Raw genomic sequence first — 21562 nt, 5'->3', positions numbered from 1 at the left:
CTCTGCTAGCAGTGTGCCAGTGCCGCTTACGCGATCGCCTGGATGGCGGTCAGCAGCTTCGCCTGGAACTCGTTCGGCAGCGGGACGTAGCCCGCGTCGGCGAGCGCGGCCTGGCCGTCGGTGGCGGCGACGGTCAGGAACGCCTTCACGGCCTTGGCGGTGTCGGCGTCGTAGCCCTTGGAGCAGACGATCTCGTAGGTCGCGAGCACCAGCGGGTAGGCGCCCGCGGTGTTGCTGGCGTAGAGCGCGTCGAGGTCGAGGACCATGTCGTTGCCCTCGCCCTTGAGCTTGGCGGACTTGATCGCGTTCGCCGCGCCCTCGGCGCCGAGCGCGACCGCGCCGGAGCCGCTGTCGATCTTGGCGGAGCTCAGCTTCTTGTCCTGGACGTAGGACCACTCGATGTAGCCGATGGCGCCGTCACCGGCGGCGATGGCGTCCGCGACACCCGCGGAGCCCTGCGCGCCCTGGCCGACACCGCCGTTGAACTTCTTGCCGGCGTCCTTGGTCCACGCGCCCTTGCCCGCGGCCTTGAGGTACTTCTGGAAGTTGTCGGTGGTGCCCGACTCGTCGCCGCGGTAGATGACCGTGATGGCCTTGTCCGGCAGGCTGACGCCGCTGTTGACCGCGGCGATGGCCGGGTCGTTCCACTTGGCGACCGCGCCGCTGAAGATCTTGGCGGCGACCTCGGGGGTCAGGGTCAGGTCGGTGACGCCGTCGAGCTTGTAGGCGATGCCGACCGGGCCGAAGACCAGCGGCAGGTTCCACGCCGGGTTGCCCTGGCAGCGCTTCGCGGCGGCCTCGACCTCGCCCTTGTCCTTGCTCAGCGCCGAGTCGCTGCCGCCGATGTCGACGATGCCCGCGGTGAACTGCTTCACGCCTGCGCCCGAGCCGGACGGGGTGTAGGACAGCTGGTAGTCCTGGCACTTGACGCCGTAGGCGGCGGTGAACGCCTCGATGGCACCCTTCTGCGCGCTGGAACCCTCCGCGACCAGGGCCTTCTTGCCACCGCACTCGACCGGGGCGCTGTTGGTGGGCGCGGCGGCCCCGGAGGAGCTGCCACCCGCCGGGTTGTTGGCGTCGCTGCCGCACGCCGAGAGCGCGAGGGCGCCTGCCGCGATGATGCCCAGCACGGACGCGGGCCGCTTGATGATCACAGTGATTCCTCCAGCAGGAGTCTTCTCAGGTCGCGGCGTGACACCAGGTCAGGCCGCCTCGCCGGCGACGCTAGGCACCGGTGGTGGACGGACCACCTTCTAGAGGTGAACGGCAAGTGAACAAGGCCGTCTATATGGACGCCGCGACGTTGCCGAAGCACGCCTGTGGCCTGCCTGTGACCTGGGTTTTTTCTCAGTGATCAGGCGTGTGCGGCGCGTGTCCGTACTGCGTACTGAATGTCGGCGGCCGAACGGACGAACCCCAATCGACTGTATACCGCAACGGCGGGCTTGTTGTCGGCCTCGACGTAGAGAATCACCTCGGGAACGCCGACCGCCCGCAGGTGGGCCAGCCCGACGAGGGTGAGCGCCTTGCCCAGGCCGCCGCCCTGGGCGGCCGGGTCGACGCCGACGACATAGACCTCGCCGACGCCGTCCGAGTGGATCTTGGTCCAGTGGAAGCCGACGATCCGGTCGTCTGCGGTGTCGACGGCCAGAAAGAGCCCGGCCGGGTCGAACCAGGGCTCGGCCTCGGTGGCGAGCACGTCCGCGACGGTCATCGCCCCCTGCTCGGGGTGCCAGTCGAAGGCCAGCCGGTTGACCTCGACCAGGGCCGCCTCGTCGCGGCCCGGCTCGAACGCGCGGACGCGCACGCCCGAGGGCCAGACCGGGTCGGGCAACTCGCCCACGGATTCCAGCCGCATGGTCAGCAGTTCGCGGACCGGTTCGAGGCCGAGCCGGGCGGCGACGCGGGCGGCGGCGGGGTGCTCGCCGTGCGCCCAGATCCGCACGTTTTCCGACGCCCTGGCCAGTACGGCGGCGACCAGGGCGGACCCGATGCCGCGGCGGCGGGCGGCGGGGTGGACCACGACCTCGGCGACCTGGCGGCCGAACGCATCACCGTCGGTGTCCAGGTGCGCGTAACCGACCAGCTCGCCCCCGGCGAGGTCGTCTGTGAGGTCGTCCGTGGAGTCGCTGACGGCCAGCAGGTGCTCGCCGCCGCGGAACTCGCGGGGCAGCGGTCCCTCGGGCAGTGCCTCGGGGCGGCCGTCCTCGGTCCGGGCGGCGAGCAGCAGCGGGCGGATCTTCTCGACGGCGGCCGGGGAGTCGGCCACCCAGGTCAGTTCGGTCACCTGGCCGACGTTACTTACCGCCATGCTCTTGCGACCGCCCTGACTGTCTGTCTGTGCTGTCCGACGTGTCTGACGTGTCTTGGCCGGACTTACCGAATGTCGATCGGGTAGGCGGCCAAGTCGGCCTCCGGCATCGGCTCGGCCTCGCGGCGGGAGCCGCCCGCCTTGGGCGGCTGCACGAACTTGTAGCCGACGTTGCGCACGGTGCCGATCATCTGCTCGTGCTCCGGGCCGAGCTTGGCGCGCAGCCGCCGGACGTGCACGTCGACCGTGCGGGTGCCGCCGAAGAAGTCGTAACCCCACACCTCCTGCAGCAGCTGCGCCCGGGTGAACACCCGGCCCGCGTGCTGGGCGAGGTACTTGAGCAGCTCGAACTCCTTGTAGGTGAGGTCGAGCGGGCGCCCGCGCAGGCGCGCCATGTAGGTGGCCTCGTCGATGACCAGCTCGCCGAGGCGCAGCGCGCCGTCCGCGGCGGCGCCAGCGGGGCCGCGCGAGGTCAGCAGCCGCAGGCGGGCGTCGACCTCGGCCGGGCCAGCGGTGGGAAGCAGGATCTCGTCAATGCGCCAGTCGCTGTTGATGGCCACCAAGCCACCTTCGTTGACCACGGCGAGGACGGGGCAGCTGTCGCCGCCACTGGTGAGCAGGCGGCACAGGCTCTTGGCTGCGGCGAGGTCGGTGCGGGCGTCCACGACGACCGCGTCGCGGGAACCCGCCTCAAGCAGGGCGGTGACCTCCGGCGCCTGGGTGCGCACCGTGTGCGGGAGAAGCATCAGCGACGGGAGCACGGATCCGGGCTCCGGGTCAGCGGTCAGCAGCAGCAGGTCGAGGCTCATCCGAGTCCGCCTCTCTCTTGCGTGAATCCGCTCCGCGTCGTTGGGGTGCGGCCCCCGATCGGGGGTTTCGATTTCGGCTGGCAGGAGAATAACCCTCGTACTCGCCAAATGTCGTGGTCGTGACGTCCGCATCACACGCATGCACGCAGGGGACCTGGGCATCCCGGGACGTCCGGAGGGTGTGTTACGGCTGCGTTAATCCGGCGTCCACCTGCCGATGCGCCCACTCGATCGGGTTTTCAAACCCTGTCACGGAATGGTTTGTGAAACACCTGTTACGCGGGTGGCAAGACGCGAAAGACGGTCACGGTCGGCAACGTGAGCCGGTTTCGCGACCTCGCCTTTCGTGAAGATCAGCGCCCGAACCGGGCGCACTGCGTACGCTGAGTGTGCCCTGGAGCTGGGGTGACCGACCCCACCGCTGCCCGGGGGCGGGGACCAGGATCATTGACGGCGTGACCCGCGCGGCAAGCGGGTAACTGGGCAGTAACAGGCAGTGCAGGTGGACCAGCGGTGCAGGGCGAAGAACACGGACGGGTGGCGCGATGACGACCATGACGAACTCCGGGAGGCCGCAGGCGGCTCAGCGGCGGGGCCGCTCCAAGGCCGTGCGGCGCCTGGTCATCACGCTGGTGGTGCTGCTCGCCCTGCTGGTGGCGGCCGACTTCGGCGCGGCGGCGGTGTTCGAGCACGAGGTGTCCAAGCGCGCGCAGGCGCAGTTCGGGCTGCGCGACCACCCCTCGGTGAAGGTCGGCGGGTTCTCCTTCCTCGCCCAGGCCGTCTCCGGCGAGTACGACCTGGTCACCGTCGACGCCAAGGGCGTGCCGGTCAAGGACGCCCTGCGTGACGTCGAGGTGCACGCCGACCTGCGCGGCGTGCAGGCGCCGCTGTCGGAGCTGGTGAGCGGGTCGCTCACCGGTGTGCCGGTGCGCGAGGTCGAGGGCCAGGTCAAGGTCAAGGCCGCCGACGTCAACCGCGCCATCCAGCAGAACAGCAACGAGGTCGTCAAGGCGATCAACAACCTCACCATCGACCCGGTCAGCGTGCGGACGGTCAACACCGTGCCCGCCGAGGGCGGCGAGACCGAGGAGGACACCAGCGAGGTCGCCGACCAGGAGGGCACCACCGCGGGCGTGAAGCTGTGCGGGACGGCCGACATCGCGGGCCAGTCGACGGAGCTGTGCGTGTTCTCGATCATCTCCCTGGTCGAGGGCAGCATCGAGGTCTCGCCCAAGCGCCTCGAACTGCGCAACTCGGCGTCCTCGGCGCAACTGCCCGCAGCCCTCCAGGCGCGGGTGCTGCCGCTGTTCGCGATCACCCTGGACCCGGGCGGCCTGCCGTTCAAGGTCACCCCGACCGCGGTGACCGTCGAGCCGGGCCTGCTCTCGGTCAAGGGCAAGGCCACCGACGTGGTCCTGGGCCGGTGACCGGCGCGCTCGTGGCGCTGGGCACGCTGCTGCTGGCCGCGGCGGTGGGCCTGGCGCTCCGCGCGCGCGACGGCAAGATCCGCGTGACCGCCGACCCCACCTACGCCCGAATCACCGCCACCCCCTCGACCCCCGAGGCGGACCCCGGGCGGCCCAGCGGCGAGTCCGCTGACACCGGGCCGGTGGACCACGGGTCCGCGGGCGACCGGTCCGCCGGTGCTGGGCAGGCCGACAGCCGGGCAGCCCGCGCCGGATCGGGCGGCCGGGTACCCGAGGACGTACGGGCGGTTCTGGACCCGGGCGCCGCCGTCACCCTCGTCCAGCTCTCCACCTCCTTCTGCGCGCCGTGCAGGCACGCGCGGGTGGTCCTGTCCGACCTCGCCGACCGGGTCAACGGGCTGGCGCACGCCGACATCGACCTCACCGACCGGCCCGCGTTGGCCGCCGCGCTGGCGGTCCTGCGCACGCCGACGACGCTGGCCGTCGATGCCCACGGAGTGGAACTCCTGCGGGTCGGCGGGGTGCCGAACCGGGACTCTCTGCTCGCCGCGCTGCGCCCGTACCTGCCCGCCTGACCCTCGTCACCTGCGCTTTCCGGTTTCGCAAGGGCCGTCCGGCCTGTCTCACCAAGTGGGCAGCCCCTCCCACCTCCAGGAACTGGCGGTAAGCTCCCGGCCGTGACCAGCTACCTGACCAGGCGTCGCACGGTGGATTTCTGCCGTGTCGACAGCAGCCTGTGTCGGGCATCGATCTGACCGGGCGGCAGTCCGCGGCCCCGCCGCGCCCGCCCCATCGGACCCCGATCCCGCGTCCAGGTCAGGAGGCCACAGTGTCCGGATCGACAGACCCTCAATCCACACCGCCCGCGGCCCAGCAGTCCGGCCGCCAGACCGTCGACCCGCGCGGGCCGCGGTTCGCCGCCTGGGTGACCACGGCCGTGCTGGTCGCGGTGCTGGTCACCGGCTGGTGGCCGCTGCTCGCCGCGCAGGCCGTGGTGTTCGCGCTCGGCGCGTTCGCCGGGCCGCGCCACTCCCCGTACTCGGCGCTCTACCGCGCTCTCGTCGCGCCCCGGCTCGCGCCGACCGACGAGCGCGAGGATGTCGCGCCGCTGCGCTTCGCCCAGGGGGTCGGCTTCGGGTTCGCCGTGGTCGGCGTGCTCGGCTACGCCAGTGGGCTCACCGCTCTCGGCGTCGTGGCGACCGCGTTCGCGCTCGCCGCGGCCTTCCTGAACGCCGCGTTCGGGTTCTGCCTCGGCTGCGAGGCGTATCTGCTGCTCAACCGTCTGTCCATCATCAACAAGAAAGTGGGAACCGCCCGATGAGCCGCGAAGACGTGCTGGTTACGGCACAGTGGGCCGAGGAGAACCTTGAGACGCCCGGAGTGGTGTTTGTCGAGGTAGACGAGGACGCGAGCGCCTACGACACCGGTCACATCCCGGGCGCGGTGAAGGTCGACTGGCGCCAGGACCTGCAGGACCCGGTGCGCCGCGACTTCGTGGACCGCGCGGGCTTCGAGAAGCTGCTCTCCGCGCGCGGCATCAGCAACAACGACACGGTGATCCTCTACGGCGGCAACAACAACTGGTTCGCCGCCTACGCGTACTGGTACTTCAAGCTCTACGGCCACGAGTCGGTCAAGCTGCTCGACGGCGGCCGCAAGAAGTGGGAGCTCGACGGCCGCCCGCTCAACGCCGACCCGGTGAGCCGCCCGGAGACGACCTACAGCGCCAAGGAGCAGGACCTGTCGCTGCGCGCGTTCCGCGACGAGGCCGTGGCCGCGATCAACACCAAGAACCTCGTCGACGTCCGCTCGCCGGACGAGTTCTCCGGCAAGCTGTCCGCGCCCGCGCACCTGCCGCAGGAGCAGGCGCAGGTCAAGGGCCACATCCCGAGCGCGATCAACGTGCCGTGGAGCAAGGCGGCCAACGAGGACGGCACGTTCAAGTCCAACGACGAGCTGCGCGAGCTGTACAAGGAGGCTGGCCTGGACGAGGGCAAGGCCACCGTGGCGTACTGCCGCATCGGCGAGCGCTCCTCGCACACCTGGTTCGCCCTGCACGAGCTGCTGGGCTACGAGGACGTGAAGAACTACGACGGCTCGTGGACCGAGTACGGCTCCCTGGTCGGCGTCCCGGTCGAAATCGGCGCGTAAGCGAACCCGGCGAAACCCCCGAAAGGTGAACTCAAATGGCTGACTCCTGTGGCGCCCCGGAGCAGGGCGCTGCCCTGCCCGCGAACGTGGACGCAGGCAAGGAAATCGTCCTGAACGGCAAGGTCACCAGTGGTGGCGAGCCCGTCGGCGGCGCGTTTGTGCGGCTGTTGGACTCGACCGGCGAGTTCACCGCCGAGGTCGTGTCCTCGGCCGAGGGTGACTTCCGCTTCTTCGCCGCCCCCGGCGAGTGGACCGTGCGCGCCCTGCACCGCAGCGGCAACGGCGAGGCCAAGGTCAACGCCGAGGGCCCCGGCCTGCACGACGTCGCGGTCGCCGTGGGCTGAGTGCCCGCAAGATCGTTCAAGAGGTCCGGGAGTTCGGCGAACTCCCGGACCTCTTGCCGTCTCGCGGGTGAAGATGGCCGTTATGAGCACGTGCGGACAGTGCGGCGACCCGGCGGAGGTCGTCGTCATGATCGATAAACGGGGAGTCCCACACGGCGCCGACGGGCACAACGTGGTCTACGACCACACCACCGCTTACGCGTGCCCCAAGGCGCACGGCGCGGTGGCGCACTTCTCCCACGACTGCTTCGCCCCGCCATGGGAGGAGGAGTGGGACATGTGGTGGTCCTGGGAGCTGAGCGACGCTGCCGTCGACGCGCTGCGCACCGGCCTGGTGCACTGCCCGGCCCCGCTGGACCCCGACTGCGACTGCCCGGCCCACATCAGCCTCCGCAAGACCCGCCCGCTCGTCCGCAAGGCCCGGGTCTCGGTCACCCTCTCCAAGGCTGGCGTCCCCGCGTTCGCGTCGCTGTGACGACTCCGCTGTGACGATCCCGCCCGACCCGCTGAGATTCCCGCCACCCTGCCCGCGCACAGTCGTCGGGGACCGGACGGGTTATCCTGCCAGGCGTGGAAATCTTCTTCACTTCGCTGCTGGTGATCATGGGCCTGCTCACCACCTGGTTCGCGGTCTACGTGGTGTACCGGCTCTACGCCGACCAGCGCTGAGCATGGCGCCATCCGATCCGGTCCCCGGCAGCGGCGACGCGGCCCTGCAGGCCGCCGCCGAGCGCGCCGAGGCGACCCGGCACCGGAACCTGCCGCAGTTCGAGGACCTGCCGATCCCGGCGGACACCGCGAACCTGCGCGAGGGCCCGAACCTCAACGACGCCTGCCTCGCCCTGCTGCCCCTGGTCGGCGTGTGGCGCGGCGAGGGCGAGGTGGTCTATCCGACCATCGAGGGGCCCGTCAAGTTCGGCCAGCAGATCACCTTCGCGCACGACGGCAGGCCGTTCCTGTCCTACGAGGCGCGCGCGTGGCTGCTCGACGGCGACGGCAAGGTCATCCGCCCCGCCGCCCGCGAGGTCGGCTGGTGGCGACCGCAGGCCGACGACACCATCGAGGTGCTGCTCACGCACGCCACCGGCGTCTCGGAGATCTACTACGGCGCCCCGCGCGGCCAGACGTCCTGGGAACTGGCCACCGACCTGGTCACTCGGACGGCGACGGCCAAGGAGGTCAACGCCGCCAAGCGCCTCTACGGCCTGGTGAACAACGGCGACCTGGCCTACGTCGAGGAACGCGCCATGGTGGGCCAGGAGTTGCAGCCGCACACTTCGGCCTATCTGCGCCGCGTCGTTGGCTGAGTCGGCCGACCCTCCTGACCCTGTGCGCCTGCGGCGGTGCGGCCCGGACGCGGTCCTGGTCGAACTGGCGTCGCTAACTGAGGTCGCCGCCGCCCGCGCCGCCCTGGCCGCCGCCGACCTGCCGGGCCTGGTCGACCTGGTGCCCGCCGCCCGCACCGTCCTGGTGTCTTTCAGGGCCGGTTCTTCGGGTATCCGCCGGGTGCGGGACGTCTTGGAGCGGGTGGACCTGTCCGCGGCTCCGGACGTCACCTCGCACGAGGTTGTCCTACCGGTGGTCTACGACGGGCCGGATTTGGAGCTGGTGGCCGAGACAGCGGGTCTTACCGTGCGCGAGACAGTCGCCCTGCACTCCGGCACGGAGTTCACGGTCGCGTTCTGCGGCTTCGCGCCCGGTTTCGCGTACCTGACCGGCTTGCCCGAGCCGCTGCGGCAGCCCCGTCTGGACACTCCCCGCTCCCGCGTCCCGGCGGGCGCGGTGGGCCTGGCGGGCGAGTTCACCGGCGTCTACCCCCGCCCGTCCCCTGGCGGCTGGCGGCTGCTGGCCCGGCTGGCCGAGCACGCCGCCCCGTTGTTCGTCCCGTCCCGCGACCCCGCCGCCCTCCTGTCCCCCGGCGACCGCGTCCGCTTCGAGGCGGCGCCGTGATGCGGGCCGTCACCGTGCTCGCCACCGGGCCGCAGGCGCTCATCCAGGACCTCGGCCGCCCGGGGCACGCGCACCTGGGCGTGCCGCCGTCCGGCGCGCTCGACGTGCCGTCGCTCCGGCTGGCCAACCGGCTCGCGGGCAACGCGGAGGGGGCGGCGGGGATCGAGGCGGTGCTCGGCGGGCTGCGGCTGCGCGCGTCGACCTCGTGCACGGTCGCGGTGACCGGGCCCAGCGTTCCGGTTCTCGTCAACGGCCGGGATATGGGGTCGCACGCGCCGGTCCACCTGCGGGCCGGGGAGACGGTGGAGTTGGGGTCGCCGGTCGCGGGGCTGCGGTGCTACCTGGCTGTGTCCGGCGGGTTGGACGTGCCCGCGCAACTCGGGTCGCGGTCGACCGACCTGCTGTCCGGAATCGGGCCCGCGCCGCTGCGGGTAGGCGACGTCCTGCCGCTGGGGGCGCCGATGGGGCCGCCGGTCGGGGAGGACGCGGTGCCGCCGCCCAGTCCGGCCGATCACCTGACCGTGCCGGTGGTGCTCGGGCCTCGGGAGGACTGGTTCGACGACCCGGCGGCGCAGTTGGCGGGGGCGGTGTGGGCGGTGTCGCCGGAGAGCAACCGCGTCGGGCTGCGGCTGCTGGGGCCGCCGCTGCGGCGGTCGGGGGCGTTCGCGGGGCGGGAACTGGTCAGTGAAGGGGTCGTGACGGGGGCGGTGCAGGTGCCCGCCAGCGGGCGGCCGGTGATCTTTCTGGCCGATCACCCGACCACCGGCGGCTATCCGGTGATCGGGGTCGTGCCCGCCCGTCATCTTGCGGAGTTGGGGCAGGCTCGGCCGGGGACGAAGGTGCGGCTGCGGGCTCGCGCCGACCTGTGACGCCGCCTGCCGGTCAGGCGTACTCGGACTCGTAGAGGGCGTTCAGCTCGGTCTGGAGAGCGGTTGCCTCGGGGAGGGGCACGCCGTCCAGCTCGCGGACACGGGTGATCTTGCGGACGCTGGAGGCCAGGAAAACGGCGTCGGCCCTGGCCAGTTCGGTCCGGGTGATGGGCTCGACCTTGGTGGACCAGCCCGCGCGTTCGGCGGCGCGGAACAGGGCCGCCTGGGTCGTGCCGGGGAGGATTCCGCTCGACGGCGGGGGCGTGCGCAGCGTGTTGCCGTTGACCACGACCACGGTGGACGTCGGGCCTTCCAGCACAGTCTCATCCGCGGCCACGAAGACGACCTCGTCGGCGCCTCGGGTGGCGGCGTGGCGGAGGGCGGCCATGTTCACCGCGTACGACAGGGTCTTCGCGCCCAGGAGCAGCCAGGGGGCGCGGGCCACCACCTCGGGGTCGAACCCGCGCTCCAGAGTGACCACCGCCACACCCGCCACCCGCTCCTGGAGGGCTTTGGCCGCCAGGGGCAGGCCAAGGGCGTAGCCGGTCGGTGTGCCGTCGCCGAACTCGGGGCCCCGGGTGTAGACGAGTTTCAGGGCCATCTCGCCGGGCTCGGTCCACGCGTCGATCACGGTCTCGGTGACCCGCTCCCAGGCCGCGCGGTCGGGGACCGGGAGATCGAGCATCGCGGCTGACCTGGCCAGACGATCAAGGTGGGGGCCCAGTTCGCGGGGCTTGCCGTCCACGACGAGGATCGTCTCGAACACGCCGTCGCCGCGCAGCGCGCCGAGGTCGTCCACCCGCAGGTGCGGTCGGTCGGGGTCGGCCAGGGTTCCGTCCAGCATCGCCAGCACGCGCATGCACCCGACCTTACGCGCGGTGAAGGCCTACCATCGGCGATGTGGAGACCGCCCACCCGATGTCCCGGCGCCGCGCCGAACTGCGGGAGACGCTGCACCAACGCGGGATGCGGATGACGCCGCAGCGCCAACTCGTCCTCGACGCGCTGCTCGACCTGGAGCACGCGACCCCCGAACAGGTGTGCCAGCACGTGCGGCGGACCACGCCGACGGTCAACATCACCACGGTCTACCGCACGCTGGAGCTGCTGGAAGGTCTCGGCCTCGTCCACCACACGCACCTCGGCCACGGCGCGCCCACCTATTCCGTCCACGAGCACCAGCACGTCCACCTGGTGTGCCACCGCTGCGGGCACATCGACGAGTCGCCCCGGGCGGTGATGGACGAGCTGTGCGGGACACTGCGGGTGGCGCACGGGTTCGTCTTGGACGCGGGGCATCTCGCGTTGTCCGGCACGTGCCGAAGCTGCACCGAGGAGACCCAGTGACCAACCGCTCCCCGATCCTCGACCTGCCCGGCGCCGTCCCGCCGCCCGACGAGTCGATCGACGCGGGCGTGCCGTGGCACTTCGGCGACCCGTTCGCCGAGCAGCGGGCCGCCGCGCGGAAGGTCGCCGTGGTCGACCGGTCGCACCGCGAGGTGATCGCCGTCCCCGGCGACGAGCGGCTGTCCTGGCTGCACCTGGTGATCTCCCAGCACGTCACCGCCCTGGCCGAGGGCGCGGGCACCGAGGCGCTGGTGCTCGACAGCCAGGGCCGGGTCGACGCGCACATGGTCCTCGCGCACGTCGACGGCGTGGTGTGGCTCGACACCGAGCGCGGCGCGGCGGCGACCGGCGCGCGCGGCGGGCAGGTCACCCTGCTGGAGTACCTGGAGCAGATGGTGTTCTGGTCCCGGGTGGAGCCGCGCGACGCGACCGAGGAGCGCGCCGTGCTGTCCCTGGTCGGCCCGGAGACGCCGGATCTGCTGGCCGCGGTGGGGCTGCCGGTGCCGGTGGGCGACTACGCGGTGGCCAGCGGCCGTGAGGTGATCGTGCGGCGGATGCCGTGGCCCGGCCACGACGCCGCCGACCTGCTGGTGCCCCGCGCGGAACTGGCCGCGTGGTGGACGCGGCTGACCGACGCGGGCGCCCGGCCGATGGGGAGCTGGGGCTTCGACGCGCTGCGGGTGGAGTCCGCGCGGCCCCGGCTGGGCGTGGACACCGACGAGAAGACGATCCCGCACGAGGTCGGCTGGGTGCACGTCGCCGCGCACGTCGCCAAGGGCTGCTACCGGGGGCAGGAGACGGTCTCGAAGGTCCACAACGTCGGCAGGCCGCCCCGGCGGATGCTGCTGCTGCACCTCGACGGCTCCGCGGACGGCCTGCCGGAGACCGGGTCCCCGGTGCTCGCGGGCGAGCGGGTGGTCGGGCGGGTCGGCTCGGTCGAGCAGCACCACGAGCTGGGGCCGATCGCGCTGGCGCTGATCAAGCGGTCTGTCGAGCCGGGCACCGAACTCGTCGCGGGCGCGGGCGAGCAGGCGGCGCAGGCGTCGATCGACCCGGACTCGGTGCCCGAGGACACTCCCGGCCTGGGCCGGGTCGCCGCGCAGGGTCTGCGCGGCTGAGGCGCGCCATGCCACCGACTCCCCACGGCACGGTGATCACGGTCGCGCCGACCGGGGCCGAGCACAGCAAAACCGACGTGCCCAACCTGCCGGTCACCCTCGATGAGCTGGTGAAGACCGCGCGGGACTGCGAGCGGGTCGGCGCCGCCATGATCCACATCCACATCCGCGACGACGACGCCCAGCCGACCCTCGACCTCAAGCGGCTCACCGACACGGTCGCGGCCGTGCGGGAGCAGACGCGGCTGATCGTGCAGCTGTCCACCGGGGGCGCGGTGACCGACCCGGAAGAAGACCGGCTCGCCGTGCTCGACGCGCTGCCCGACTCGGCGTCCTGCTCGATGGGCACGGTGAACTTCGGCGACGACGTGTTCGTCAACCGGTGGCCGTTCATCGTGGAACTGCACAACCGGATGCGCGAGCGCGGCATCGTCCCCGAGTACGAGATCTTCGACCTCGGCCACCTCACCGCCCTGCGCAGGCTGCTGGACGAACACGGCCCGCCCGCGGGCGGCCACGTGCACCTCGACCTCGTGATGGGCGTCCCCGGCGGGATGCCCGGCGACACCGAGACGCTGGCCGCCGCGCTGCGCCGCATCCCCGAAGGCGCCACGTTCTCCGCGACCGGCGTCGGCCGCGCGTCCCTGCCCGTGCTGCTCGCCGCGCTGTCCGCGGGCGGGCACGTCCGGGTGGGAATGGAGGACACACTGTCCTACGCGCGCGGCGAACGGGTGAAAGACAACGCCCAACTGGTCGCAAGAGCGTCCGGACTGGCAAGAATCGCCCAACGGCCGCCGATGAGTCCAGACGAGGCGAAGGTGCTTCTAGGGGTGGCGAGTTGAGCACCATTGTCGTCAAGATATGGCCATCGAGCACTACATGTCGGAGGATGTGCCCGTGATCGAAGTCCGCCCGGGTGGGCGTAGGCGCATCGACAGGGTGCTGTCGCCGGAGTACGTCGAGGGCTTGGACCAACTGGACCTCGTCGAGGTCCGCGCCCGCCGCGACGACGCGGCGCAGGAGGAGACCGACCTGTCCTACCTGCGGCGACTCCTGCACGGACGGATCGACATCGTCCGCGCCGAACAGCGCCGCCGCGCCACCGGCGGGTCCACCGCCGTGGTCGACCAACTCGCGGCGATCCTGTCGGACAACGCCGTCGGCCCGGCCATGGGCTCCGGGCGGTACCAGACCATGGAACCCTCCCGCGCCGAAGCGCACCGCAGACACGTCGAAGCCCTCGTCTCCGACGCCGACCTGTCCGACGTCGTGTCCCTGCCCGACGACCGGCTCGCGCTGGCGCTGCGCACCTACGAGGAAGAAGAAGCCTCGGTGTCCCAGCGCAGACGGGAAGTGCAGCGGGTCATGGACCTGCTCAACGACCAGATCGGCAGCCGCTACCGGGCGGGCAGCGCCTCGGTGGACGACCTGCTGGCCGCCGAACGGGGAAAGAAACCCGGCGGAGCCCCGCGCTGAACCCCATCCTGGTCGAAGTCCGGCGCGGCGGAGTCGTGGAATCCGTCCACCGCGGCTCGGTCGTCGTGCTCGCCCCGGACGGCCGCGTCCGGCTGGCTCTCGGCTCGGTCGACACGCCGGTCTTCACCAGGTCGTGCAACAAGCCTTTGCAGGCCGTGGGGCTGCTTCGCGCGGGGCTTGATCTCGCTGACGCCGACTTGGCTCTGGGGTGCGCTTCGCACAGTGGGGAACCTGAGCATGTGGAGCGGGTTCTGCGGATTCTCGCCGGGCATGGCTTGGCGGAATCCGATCTTGGGTGTCCGGCTGACTGGCCGATGCACGAGGAAAGTCGCCATCGGGTCATCGCGGCGGGTGGGGGGCCGCGGGCGGCGGCGATGAACTGCTCGGGCAAGCATGCGGCGATGCTCGCCACTTGCGTTCAACGTGGCTGGGAGACCGCTGGGTATCTGGCTCCGGGGCATCCGGTTCAAGAGGCGGTTGCTGGGGCGATCGCGGATCTGACTGGTTCTTCTCTTGGCGCGCCTGCGGTGGATGGGTGTGGGGCGCCGTTGTTCGCTGTCTCGCTGACGGCGTTGGCTGCCGCTTATACGCGGCTGGTGACTGCTCCGGTTGGTACTCGCCGTTGGCGGGTTGCCGGTGTCATGCGTGATCATCCGTATCTGGTGGGTGGCAGTGATCGTGATGACACGGAGCTGATGCGGGCTGTGCCTGGTTCTCTGGTGAAGGGTGGTGCGGAAGGGGTGCACGCCTTTGCGTTGGGGGATGGCACGGCGCTGGCTATGAAGATCGATGATGGGGGTGCTCGGGGGCGGACTCCTGTGTTGGTTGGGGTGTTGCGTGCGCTCGGGTGTGTTGGGGCGTTTTCTGAGAAGGCTGTGTTGGGTGGTGGGGAGGTTGTCGGCTCTGTGCGTTTGATGGACGGAGTGCTGGACGGCTTGGTCTGAGGCTCGCTTGGTGTGGATCGGGCTCTCGTGGGGGCTCGCTGGGGTGGGTTGCTCAATGGGGTGGAGCGGGTTCCCGGGGTGGCTGGGTTGTGGGGGTTGCTCGATGGGGTGGAGTGGTTTCTTTGGGGCCCCTACGAAGGAAGATCCCGTCGTGGGAAAGACGGGTGGGGAGCCTTCGGCCCCACGACCACGGCAAGTTTAGGGATCTTCCTTCTCCCCCAAAGAAACCACTCCACCCCATCGAGCACCTGGCAGGGGCGGGTGCGGTTGGCAGGAGGGTGGGTTCGCTGCTGCTCGTTCCGCACATCGCGCACCTGGCAGGGCCGGGTGCGGCTTGGTGGGGGGGCAGACAGGTCGACAGGTCTGGTGGGTCGAACTGCTAGTTGGCCTGTTCGCGGTTGGCTAGGTCGCCCCAGAAGGTTCTTAGGCGTTCGAAGCGGATGCCTACCTGGGTGGGGTCGGCTGCCTCTATCGCGTCGAGGATGGCGTGGACGTCTTCTGCGGAGGTGTCTTCTAGCAGTTCTTTGTCGTCTAGGAGTTGGACTAGGCCGCCGTAGTCGAGTTCTACTGCTGAGTGGTCGTCGAAGTTGGTTAGCCAGCGGGCGGTGTCCGCCAGGACCTTCGTTGGGCCTACGTCGCCGAAGGTTTGTTGGGAGAGGGTGCGGGCTCGTTCTACTCGGCGGAGGGCGTCGCCGATGGCTGTGCGCCAGTAGATTTGGCGGCGGGGGTCGTCGCGGGGGGCCATTACTACGTGGCGGTGGGCTGGGTCTACCAGGGAAAACCAAGGGAGAGGGACTGTCCAGGTGGTCGAGACCACGTGGACGGCGCCGCTGGGGAGGTCGGCCAGGACGCTGGTGGCCTTCTGGCGGACGTTCTCCGGGGTCTGGGAGAGCAGCACCTCGGCGCGCAGGGTCGGCGATGAGGTGGCCAGGAAGCCGACCATGGCCGCTGCCGAGCGGGCGCGTAGGTCCAGCGGGCACACCAGCGGGCCTGGGCCCACCTCCGCCTGGTCGGTGGGAACCTCGGCGGGGTCGATCACCAGGAGGTCGCGCAGCGAACTGGGTGCGGGGCGGCCGTCGGGGAGTTCGCCGGGGAGGGTCGCAGGGGGCGCATACAACTGTGACTTGAGCCACACTTCGCGTTCTCGGGCGGCGATGTCGGCGCGGTCTAGGCCGCCTGCCTCGATGGCGCCGCGCAGCAGGCCTGCCAGGGGCTCCGCGAAGGACGACAATGGTTCGTACACCCGCAGGTAGGCGACGAACGGACGAGGCACGCGCACATGCTTTCACGGACGGCGGCCGCGCGGTCGCTCGGGCGAGGTGTTCTTGCCGATGTCAGGTTCTGCACACCGTGCCGCGTCGCATCGAACCCCTTCGGCACGGTACGGTAGTTAGCAGGAATCAACTGTCGACATCTACGGGGCCGCCGTTCCCCCGGCCGCCCCGTCACTGTGCGAGGGGGTCGAGCCATGGGGCGCGGCCGAGCTAAGGCCAAGCAGACGAAGGTGGCCCGGGAGCTCAAGTACAGCTCACACCACACGGACTTCGACGCACTGCAGCGCGAGCTGTCGGGCGGGAAGTCCGACGAAGGTCACGACAGCGGTGACCGCTTCGACGACTCGTCCGAGGACGAGTACGACGACTACCGGCGATGAACCCGGGCCCAGTGCCGCACCTAGCGCTGGGCCCACAACGCCGCACACCCCCTCCGTACGCCGTGAAGGCCACCCCGCGGACCCTCGCGGGGTGGCCTTCACGGCCCGGCTCAGAACGCTCGCGCGTACTGGACCGGCGGGGCGGCCTCCGCACCGAGTGTGGCTGCCGCGCGCAACGGCCAGTACGGGTCGCGCAGCAGCTCACGGCCAACCAGCACCAAGTCGGCTGATCCTTCGCTGAGGATTCGCTCGGCCTGGTGCGCGTCGGTGATCTCGCCGACGGCTCCGGTGGCGACCTCGGCCTTGCGGCGGACCGCGTCGGCGAAGGGCACCTGGTAGCCGGGTCCGGTGTCGATCGTGGCGTGCGCCACGTTCCCGCCGGTGGACACGTCGATCAGATCCGCGCCCGCGTCGGCGAACGCGCGGGCGACCTCCACGGCGTCGTCGCCGGTCAGGCCGCCCTCGGTCCAGTCTGTCGCCGAGATGCGCACCAGCACCGGCACCTCCTCGCCTACCGCCGCCCGGACAGCGCGGACAACGGCGACCGGGAAGCGCGTCCTACCGGCGAAGTCACCGCCGTAAGAGTCCGTGCGGGTGTTGGTCAGCGGCGACAGGAACTCGTGCAAGAGGTAGCCGTGCGCCGCGTGCACCTCCACGACCTCGAAACCCGCCTCGACCGCGTACCGGGCGGCCCGCGCCCAGGTCTCCACCAGCGCCTCGATCTCCTCGGGCGCAAGCGCTTGCGGGGTGCGGTACTCGGGGATGAACGGCTCGTCGGTCGGGCCGACCGGGGTCCAGCCGCCGTCCTCGTCGGGCACCCCGTGCTTACCGGCGGCGAACGGGCTGTAGGTCGACGCCTTGCGGCCCGCGTGCGCGAGCTGCACCCCCGGCACCGCGCCCTGGGCCTTGATGAACGCGGTGATCGGGCGCCAGGCGTCGACGTGCGCGGGCGACCAGATGCCCGTGTCGTCCGGCGAGATGCGCCCGATCGGCTCGACGGCGCTGGCCTCGGCGATCACCAGGCCAGCGCCGCCGACCGCGCGGGAGCCGAGATGCACCAGGTGCCAGGCCCCGGGCACTCCATCGGTCGCCGAGTACTGGCACATCGGGCTCACCGCCACCCGGTTGGACAGGGTGACCGACCGCAGAGTCAGCGGACTGAACAGCAGGCTCACAGGGTTCCTCCGGTGATGTGGTTCGTTGTCCAACGAACCACATCAGCGTCCGCCCGCTCTCCGATGTTCCGCTAGGCGTCGACCTTCTCGCGCTCCGGGATCCGCTTGACCCGCCGCACCAGCGGCCACAGCAGAATCGTGGCGACAACCACGTAGACGACTACCGAGAAGGTGGTGTTGACCAGCCCGGACAACGCGCCATCGGACAGTTGCAGCGCGCGGCGCATCTGCTGCTCAGCGGCCGGGCCGAGGATCACGCCCAGCACCGCGGGTAGCACCGGCAGGCCAAAGCGGCGCATCACCAGCCCGATCAGGCCGATGACGAACAGCACCAGCAGGTCGGCGACCTGGCCGCTGACCGCGTACGCCCCGACCGCGGCGAAGAACAAGATGCCCGCGTACAGGTACGGCCGGGGGATGCGCAGCAGCTTCGCCCACACCGGGGCCAGCGGCAGGTTCAGCACCAGCAGCAGCACCGTGCCGACGAACAGGCTCGCGATCAGCCCCCACACCAGCGTCGACTCGCGCTCGAACAGCAGCGGGCCGGGCTGGATGCCGTACTGCTGGAACGCCGCGAGCATGACCGCCGCGACCGCCGTCGTGGGCAGCCCCAGGGTCAGCATCGAGACCAGGGTGCCCGCGGCGGACGCGCTGGCCGTGGCCTCTGGACCCGCGACGCCCTCGATGGCGCCGTGGCCGAACTCGTCCCTGTGCTTCGACAGCCGCTTCTCGGTCACATACGACAGGAAGGTGGGGATCTCCGCGCCGCCCGCGGGCAGCGCGCCGAACGGGAACCCGATCAGCGGGCCGCGCAGCCACGGCTTCCACGCCCGGCGCAGGTCGTCGCGGCCCAGCCAGGCCCGGCCGACCGGGATCGGCTCCGCCGGGCGGCGGCGCAGGTGCAAAGCCACCCACAGCGACTCGCCGACCGCGAACAGGCCGACCGCGACGATCACCACGTCGATGCCGTCCGCCAGTTGCAGCGAGCCGAAGGTGAGCCGCTGCTGCCCGGTCATCTCGTCCAGCCCGACCAGGCCGATGGTGAGGCCGATGAGCAGCGACGCGAACCCGCGGACCCGGGAGTTGCCCAGCACCGAGGTGACCGCGATGAACGCCAGCACCATGATCGCGAAGTAGTCCGGGGCTCCGATGCCCACGGCGAACTCCGCGACCGTGGGCGCGAGCAGGACCAGCAGGGTCGTGCCGATCAGGCCGCCGACGAAGTGCCCGATCGCGGCCGCGGCCAACGCCTGCGAGCCCCGGCCCTTGCGGGCCATCGGGTTCCCGTCGATCGCCGCGACCACCGCCGCGCTCTCCCCCGGGGTGTTGAGCAGGATCGAGGTGGTGGAGCCGCCGAACATGCCGCCGTAGTAGATGCCCGCGAACATGATGAACGCGCCGGTCGGCTCCAGGCCGTAGGTGACCGGGAGCAGCAGCGCCACGGCCATCGCCGGGCCGATGCCGGGGAGCACGCCGATGAACGTGCCGAGCAGCACGCCGACAGCCGCAAGGGCCAGGTGCGTCGGGGTCAGCGCGGTGCCGAACCCGTCCATGAGTTGGCTGAACGCGTCCATCTAGAGCACTCCCATCAGCGGACCGCCGGGCAGCGGGACCCCGAGCAGGTTGTTGAAGGCCAGGTACGTCCCCACCGACAGCCCGGCCGCGATCAGCGGATCGCGCACGGGCGCGCGGCTGCCCAGCGCGTAGGCGGCGCCCCAGAACAGGACCATCCCGGAAATCGGGAAGCCGACGACGCCGATCAGCGCGGCGTTGGCGAGGAACGCCGCGGACAGCAGCAGCACCGTGCGCCAGTCGCCCGGGGCGGACAGGTCGATGTCCTCGCCGCCCTCGGCCTCGCCCTTGCCGCCGCGCAGCACGTCGCGGACCAGCAGCGCGGCGACGAGCAGCAGCAGGCCGCCGACCAGCACCGGGACGGCCTTCGGGCCGACCGGGCCGCGCTGGGCGAAGTCGGTCGGAATCCGGATCGCGTCAACGAGCACGAGGACGCCGAGCGCGGCCAAGACCACGCAGACACCCAACTCGGAGTGGTCCCTGAGCCAGCTCTTGCGCCCGTTCTCGGGCTCTGTGTTCTCAGGCTCTGTGTTCTCAGGTCCCGGCCGTTCGATGGTGGTCATGCCAGCCCCAGTTCCGTCAGGACACCCGCGACGCGGGCGTTCTCCGAGTCGAGGAAAGCGCCGAAGTCGCCGCCGGTCTGGAACGCGTCGACCCACCCGTTGCGGGCCAGCGCGTCCCGCCACTGCGGCGAGTCGTGCAGCTTGGTGAACAGCGCGACCAGCCGGTCCCGGTCGCCGTCGCCGATACCGGGCGGGGCGACGATGCCGCGCCAGTTGGTGAACTCGACGTCCACTCCCGCTTCCCGCAGCGTCGGCGCGTCCACCCCGGGGATGCGGGTGCGGCCGGTCACCGCCAGCACGCGCAGCTCACCGGCCTGGATCTGGTCCCGGTACTCGCCGATGCCCGACACGCCGAAGGCGACCTTGCCGCCGAGCACCGAGGCCAGCAGTTCGCCGCCACCGTCGAAGGGCACGTAGTTGACCTCCTTCGGCGCCAGCCCGACCGCCTTGGCCATCAGCATCGGCGCCAGGTGGTCCGGCCCACCCGGCGACGACCCGCCGCCGACCTGCACCGCCCCCGGGTTCGCCTTCCACGCCGCCACCAGCGCGCCGAGGTCGCGGTAAGGGGAGTCCTTGCCGACGACCACGATGTCCGGCTCCTCAATGAGCTTCGCGATCGGCGTCGTGTCGGCCAGCGAGGACGGCGACTTGTTGGTGTAGACGCTGCCCACGACCCCCAGCCCCATGGACATGACCAGCTTGTCGTTGCCGCGCTCGTTGACCAGCCGCCCCAACCCGACCGTGCCACCGGCCCCCGGCAGGTTGAACACCTCCACGGAGCGGCTGAGGTCGGCGTCCTCCATGGCTTTCACCGCCGTGCGGGCGGTGATGTCATACCCACCCCCCGGCGAGTTGGGCACCAGCACACGCAGCCCCCGCACCTGCGCACCCGGACCATCCGAATCGGATTCAGAGCTGAGCAACGGCGGCACCAGAAGCACAGCGGCCACCGCCGCCACGGCCGCCACCAGCGGGGACACACGCACTGTGATCCACCTCTCGTTCGTCTTGCCGAGTTATGTTGCCGCCGGGTTACACCGCTGTCGCGCTTGCGGCCACAGCGGTACTTGTGGTCCTTGTGGTCACATGACCACCAACTGGGCGGACTGGCACCACAACTACGACGACCCGGACTCTCCCCTCTCCCAGCGGCTGATCACGGTGCGACAACACGTGCGAGACGCACTGAACCTCCTGCCCGACGAACCGACAGTGGTCAGCCTCTGCGCGGGCGACGGCCGCGACCTCCTACCGGTCCTGGCAGAACACCGCCCCCGAGCCCGAGCCCTCCTGGTCGAACTCGACCCTCACCTGGCCCAAAGCGCACGGGAACGAGCGGCGAACCTGCCATCGGTCACGGTGGTCACCGAAGACGCCGGAACAACCACCCCATACGCCACCCACGTCCCCGCCGACCTAGTGCTCACCTGCGGAGTTTTCGGCAACCTGACCGACACCGACGTAGCCCAAACCATCAAGACACTGCCCACCCTGCTCACCAACGGCGGCATCGTCATCTGGACCCGCGCCCGCGAAACCAAGATCGACCGCAGCACCACCATCCGCCAGTGGTTCTCCAACCAAGGATTCACCGAACTGGCATTCACCGCCCCAACGGAAACCCTGTTCCGCGTAGGCACACACCAAGTCAGCCAAGGACAGCCCTACGAACCAGGACGACCGCTATTCAGCTTCACCAGGTAGTCCACCTGTCGATAGCACCGGGGCCGTAGCCAACAGAACGAGCTCTCCCAGCGCACTAAGTGAAGGAGCGAAAACAACCAGCCACCAGGCAGCACCAACGCCCCCAAGTGCTCAATGGGGTAGACCGACCAGCGAACCCAACCCCCTG

General features: G+C 70.8%; 25 protein-coding genes. 16 read left to right on the top strand and 9 right to left on the bottom strand.

The genetic code is table 11. The features are described from left to right. Positions 1–26 precede the first annotated feature (26 nt). The 3 genes from pstS to ACZ6SD_RS24995 form a co-directional block, all read right to left on the bottom strand. Positions 27–1154 carry a phosphate ABC transporter substrate-binding protein PstS gene (gene pstS / locus ACZ6SD_RS25005; protein ID WP_465319415.1) on the bottom strand — a complete coding sequence of 376 codons (1128 nt, stop codon included), beginning with the start codon at positions 1152–1154 and terminating at the stop codon, positions 27–29. A 200-nt stretch (positions 1155–1354) separates the two neighbouring features. Next, complete coding sequence (gene mshD, locus ACZ6SD_RS25000) at positions 1355–2287, bottom strand: mycothiol synthase (protein ID WP_465319414.1); 933 nt, start codon at positions 2285–2287, stop codon at positions 1355–1357. Between the two features lie 89 nt (positions 2288–2376). After that, positions 2377–3120, bottom strand: a complete 744-nt coding sequence (locus tag ACZ6SD_RS24995; protein WP_465319413.1) for a winged helix-turn-helix transcriptional regulator — start codon at positions 3118–3120, stop codon at positions 2377–2379. 545 nt (positions 3121–3665) lie between these two features. Here ACZ6SD_RS24995 and ACZ6SD_RS24990 point away from each other — a divergent pair. From ACZ6SD_RS24990 to ACZ6SD_RS24950, 9 genes are all read left to right on the top strand, one after another. Further along, positions 3666–4547, top strand: a complete 882-nt coding sequence (locus ACZ6SD_RS24990; RefSeq protein ID WP_465319412.1) for an LmeA family phospholipid-binding protein — start codon at positions 3666–3668, stop codon at positions 4545–4547. Continuing rightward, positions 4544–5122, top strand: a complete 579-nt coding sequence (locus tag ACZ6SD_RS24985; RefSeq protein WP_465319411.1) for a TlpA family protein disulfide reductase — start codon at positions 4544–4546, stop codon at positions 5120–5122. The genes ACZ6SD_RS24990 and ACZ6SD_RS24985 overlap by 4 nt, the downstream gene beginning before the upstream one ends. 254 nt (positions 5123–5376) lie before the next feature. Continuing rightward, the gene (locus ACZ6SD_RS24980; protein ID WP_465319410.1) at positions 5377–5868 is read left to right on the top strand and encodes a DUF4395 domain-containing protein; all 492 of its coding nucleotides are present in this window, start codon (positions 5377–5379) and stop codon (positions 5866–5868) included. Beyond that, entirely contained in the window at positions 5865–6698 is an 834-nt protein-coding gene (locus ACZ6SD_RS24975) for a sulfurtransferase (protein WP_465319409.1), read from the top strand. The genes ACZ6SD_RS24980 and ACZ6SD_RS24975 overlap by 4 nt, the downstream gene beginning before the upstream one ends. A gap of 35 nt (positions 6699–6733) precedes the next feature. Beyond that, positions 6734–7042: a DUF1416 domain-containing protein gene (locus ACZ6SD_RS24970; protein WP_465319408.1), complete on the top strand. Its 309-nt coding sequence runs from the start codon at positions 6734–6736 to the stop codon at positions 7040–7042. An 82-nt stretch (positions 7043–7124) separates the two neighbouring features. Next, positions 7125–7517 carry a hypothetical protein gene (locus ACZ6SD_RS24965; protein ID WP_465319407.1) on the top strand — a complete coding sequence of 131 codons (393 nt, stop codon included), beginning with the start codon at positions 7125–7127 and terminating at the stop codon, positions 7515–7517. 196 nt (positions 7518–7713) lie between these two features. Continuing rightward, entirely contained in the window at positions 7714–8349 is a 636-nt protein-coding gene (locus tag ACZ6SD_RS24960) for a heme-binding beta-barrel domain-containing protein (RefSeq protein ID WP_465319406.1), read from the top strand. A 22-nt stretch (positions 8350–8371) separates the two neighbouring features. Continuing rightward, positions 8372–8992, top strand: a complete 621-nt coding sequence (locus ACZ6SD_RS24955) for a 5-oxoprolinase subunit B family protein (RefSeq protein WP_465319405.1) — start codon at positions 8372–8374, stop codon at positions 8990–8992. After that, a complete protein-coding gene (locus ACZ6SD_RS24950; protein ID WP_465319426.1) occupies positions 8992–9861 on the top strand; it encodes a 5-oxoprolinase subunit C family protein in 870 nt (289 codons plus the stop codon). The genes ACZ6SD_RS24955 and ACZ6SD_RS24950 overlap by 1 nt, the downstream gene beginning before the upstream one ends. Positions 9862–9874: 13 nt before the next feature. Here ACZ6SD_RS24950 and ACZ6SD_RS24945 read toward each other — a convergent pair whose 3' ends face one another. Beyond that, entirely contained in the window at positions 9875–10720 is an 846-nt protein-coding gene (locus ACZ6SD_RS24945) for an aminodeoxychorismate lyase (RefSeq protein WP_465319404.1), read from the bottom strand. A gap of 59 nt (positions 10721–10779) precedes the next feature. On the opposite strand from ACZ6SD_RS24945, the gene ACZ6SD_RS24940 reads away from it, so the two are divergent. The 5 genes from ACZ6SD_RS24940 to ACZ6SD_RS24920 are packed head-to-tail and all read left to right on the top strand — an operon-like array spanning position 10780 to position 14746. After that, positions 10780–11208 (top strand): Fur family transcriptional regulator, encoded by a 429-nt coding sequence (locus ACZ6SD_RS24940; protein WP_465319425.1) that lies wholly within the window; start codon positions 10780–10782, stop codon positions 11206–11208. After that, on the top strand, positions 11205–12326 hold the full coding sequence (gene ygfZ / locus ACZ6SD_RS24935; RefSeq protein WP_465319403.1) for a CAF17-like 4Fe-4S cluster assembly/insertion protein YgfZ: 1122 nt from the start codon (positions 11205–11207) through the stop codon (positions 12324–12326). Before ACZ6SD_RS24940 ends, ygfZ begins: the two co-directional genes overlap by 4 nt. 8 nt (positions 12327–12334) lie before the next feature. Further along, complete coding sequence (locus ACZ6SD_RS24930; RefSeq protein WP_465319402.1) at positions 12335–13168, top strand: beta-keto acid cleavage family enzyme; 834 nt, start codon at positions 12335–12337, stop codon at positions 13166–13168. Between the two features lie 55 nt (positions 13169–13223). Further along, positions 13224–13802 (top strand): RsiG family protein, encoded by a 579-nt coding sequence (locus tag ACZ6SD_RS24925; RefSeq protein ID WP_465319424.1) that lies wholly within the window; start codon positions 13224–13226, stop codon positions 13800–13802. Positions 13803–13807: 5 nt separating this feature from the next. Continuing rightward, positions 13808–14746: an asparaginase gene (locus ACZ6SD_RS24920; RefSeq protein ID WP_465319423.1), complete on the top strand. Its 939-nt coding sequence runs from the start codon at positions 13808–13810 to the stop codon at positions 14744–14746. Between the two features lie 379 nt (positions 14747–15125). Here ACZ6SD_RS24920 and ACZ6SD_RS24915 read toward each other — a convergent pair whose 3' ends face one another. Beyond that, positions 15126–16019 carry a DUF8083 family protein gene (locus ACZ6SD_RS24915; protein WP_465319401.1) on the bottom strand — a complete coding sequence of 298 codons (894 nt, stop codon included), beginning with the start codon at positions 16017–16019 and terminating at the stop codon, positions 15126–15128. Positions 16020–16214: 195 nt separating this feature from the next. On the opposite strand from ACZ6SD_RS24915, the gene ACZ6SD_RS24910 reads away from it, so the two are divergent. Further along, positions 16215–16400, top strand: a complete 186-nt coding sequence (locus ACZ6SD_RS24910; RefSeq protein ID WP_091450236.1) for a DUF3073 domain-containing protein — start codon at positions 16215–16217, stop codon at positions 16398–16400. A gap of 110 nt (positions 16401–16510) precedes the next feature. Here ACZ6SD_RS24910 and ACZ6SD_RS24905 read toward each other — a convergent pair whose 3' ends face one another. From ACZ6SD_RS24905 to ACZ6SD_RS24890, 4 genes are all read right to left on the bottom strand, one after another. After that, positions 16511–17575, bottom strand: a complete 1065-nt coding sequence (locus tag ACZ6SD_RS24905) for an NADH:flavin oxidoreductase/NADH oxidase (protein WP_465319400.1) — start codon at positions 17573–17575, stop codon at positions 16511–16513. 71 nt (positions 17576–17646) lie between these two features. Beyond that, positions 17647–19149: a tripartite tricarboxylate transporter permease gene (locus ACZ6SD_RS24900; protein ID WP_465319399.1), complete on the bottom strand. Its 1503-nt coding sequence runs from the start codon at positions 19147–19149 to the stop codon at positions 17647–17649. Continuing rightward, complete coding sequence (locus ACZ6SD_RS24895) at positions 19150–19710, bottom strand: tripartite tricarboxylate transporter TctB family protein (protein ID WP_465319398.1); 561 nt, start codon at positions 19708–19710, stop codon at positions 19150–19152. It lies immediately after the preceding gene. Then, a complete protein-coding gene (locus ACZ6SD_RS24890) occupies positions 19707–20678 on the bottom strand; it encodes a Bug family tripartite tricarboxylate transporter substrate binding protein (RefSeq protein ID WP_465319422.1) in 972 nt (323 codons plus the stop codon). Before ACZ6SD_RS24890 ends, ACZ6SD_RS24895 begins: the two co-directional genes overlap by 4 nt. 118 nt (positions 20679–20796) lie before the next feature. On the opposite strand from ACZ6SD_RS24890, the gene ACZ6SD_RS24885 reads away from it, so the two are divergent. After that, positions 20797–21414 carry a class I SAM-dependent methyltransferase gene (locus tag ACZ6SD_RS24885; RefSeq protein WP_465319397.1) on the top strand — a complete coding sequence of 206 codons (618 nt, stop codon included), beginning with the start codon at positions 20797–20799 and terminating at the stop codon, positions 21412–21414. Positions 21415–21562: the final 148 nt, after the last annotated feature.

The organism is Actinokineospora sp. NPDC051303, from assembly GCF_055586285.1.
Note: the sequence above shows the minus strand (reverse complement) of the source record. Positions and strands in the feature narration are given on the sequence as shown.

Bases quoted from the DNA above. Each gene is read 5' to 3' on its own strand.
- ACZ6SD_RS24965 (WP_465319407.1), top strand. From the start codon at position 7,125: ATGAGCACGTGCGGACAGTGCGGCGACCCGGCGGAGGTCGTCGTCATG.
- ACZ6SD_RS24995 (WP_465319413.1), bottom strand. From the start codon at position 3,120: ATGAGCCTCGACCTGCTGCTGCTGACCGCTGACCCGGAGCCCGGATCC.
- ACZ6SD_RS24910 (WP_091450236.1), top strand. From the start codon at position 16,215: ATGGGGCGCGGCCGAGCTAAGGCCAAGCAGACGAAGGTGGCCCGGGAG.
- ACZ6SD_RS24945 (WP_465319404.1), bottom strand. From the start codon at position 10,720: ATGCGCGTGCTGGCGATGCTGGACGGAACCCTGGCCGACCCCGACCGA.
- ACZ6SD_RS24990 (WP_465319412.1), top strand. From the start codon at position 3,666: ATGACGACCATGACGAACTCCGGGAGGCCGCAGGCGGCTCAGCGGCGG.
- ACZ6SD_RS24900 (WP_465319399.1), bottom strand. From the start codon at position 19,149: ATGGACGCGTTCAGCCAACTCATGGACGGGTTCGGCACCGCGCTGACC.
- ACZ6SD_RS24885 (WP_465319397.1), top strand. From the start codon at position 20,797: ATGACCACCAACTGGGCGGACTGGCACCACAACTACGACGACCCGGAC.
- ACZ6SD_RS24970 (WP_465319408.1), top strand. From the start codon at position 6,734: ATGGCTGACTCCTGTGGCGCCCCGGAGCAGGGCGCTGCCCTGCCCGCG.
- ACZ6SD_RS24940 (WP_465319425.1), top strand. From the start codon at position 10,780: ATGTCCCGGCGCCGCGCCGAACTGCGGGAGACGCTGCACCAACGCGGG.
- ACZ6SD_RS24960 (WP_465319406.1), top strand. From the start codon at position 7,714: ATGGCGCCATCCGATCCGGTCCCCGGCAGCGGCGACGCGGCCCTGCAG.
- ACZ6SD_RS24895 (WP_465319398.1), bottom strand. From the start codon at position 19,710: ATGACCACCATCGAACGGCCGGGACCTGAGAACACAGAGCCTGAGAAC.
- ACZ6SD_RS24930 (WP_465319402.1), top strand. From the start codon at position 12,335: ATGCCACCGACTCCCCACGGCACGGTGATCACGGTCGCGCCGACCGGG.
- ACZ6SD_RS24975 (WP_465319409.1), top strand. From the start codon at position 5,865: ATGAGCCGCGAAGACGTGCTGGTTACGGCACAGTGGGCCGAGGAGAAC.
- ACZ6SD_RS24950 (WP_465319426.1), top strand. From the start codon at position 8,992: ATGCGGGCCGTCACCGTGCTCGCCACCGGGCCGCAGGCGCTCATCCAG.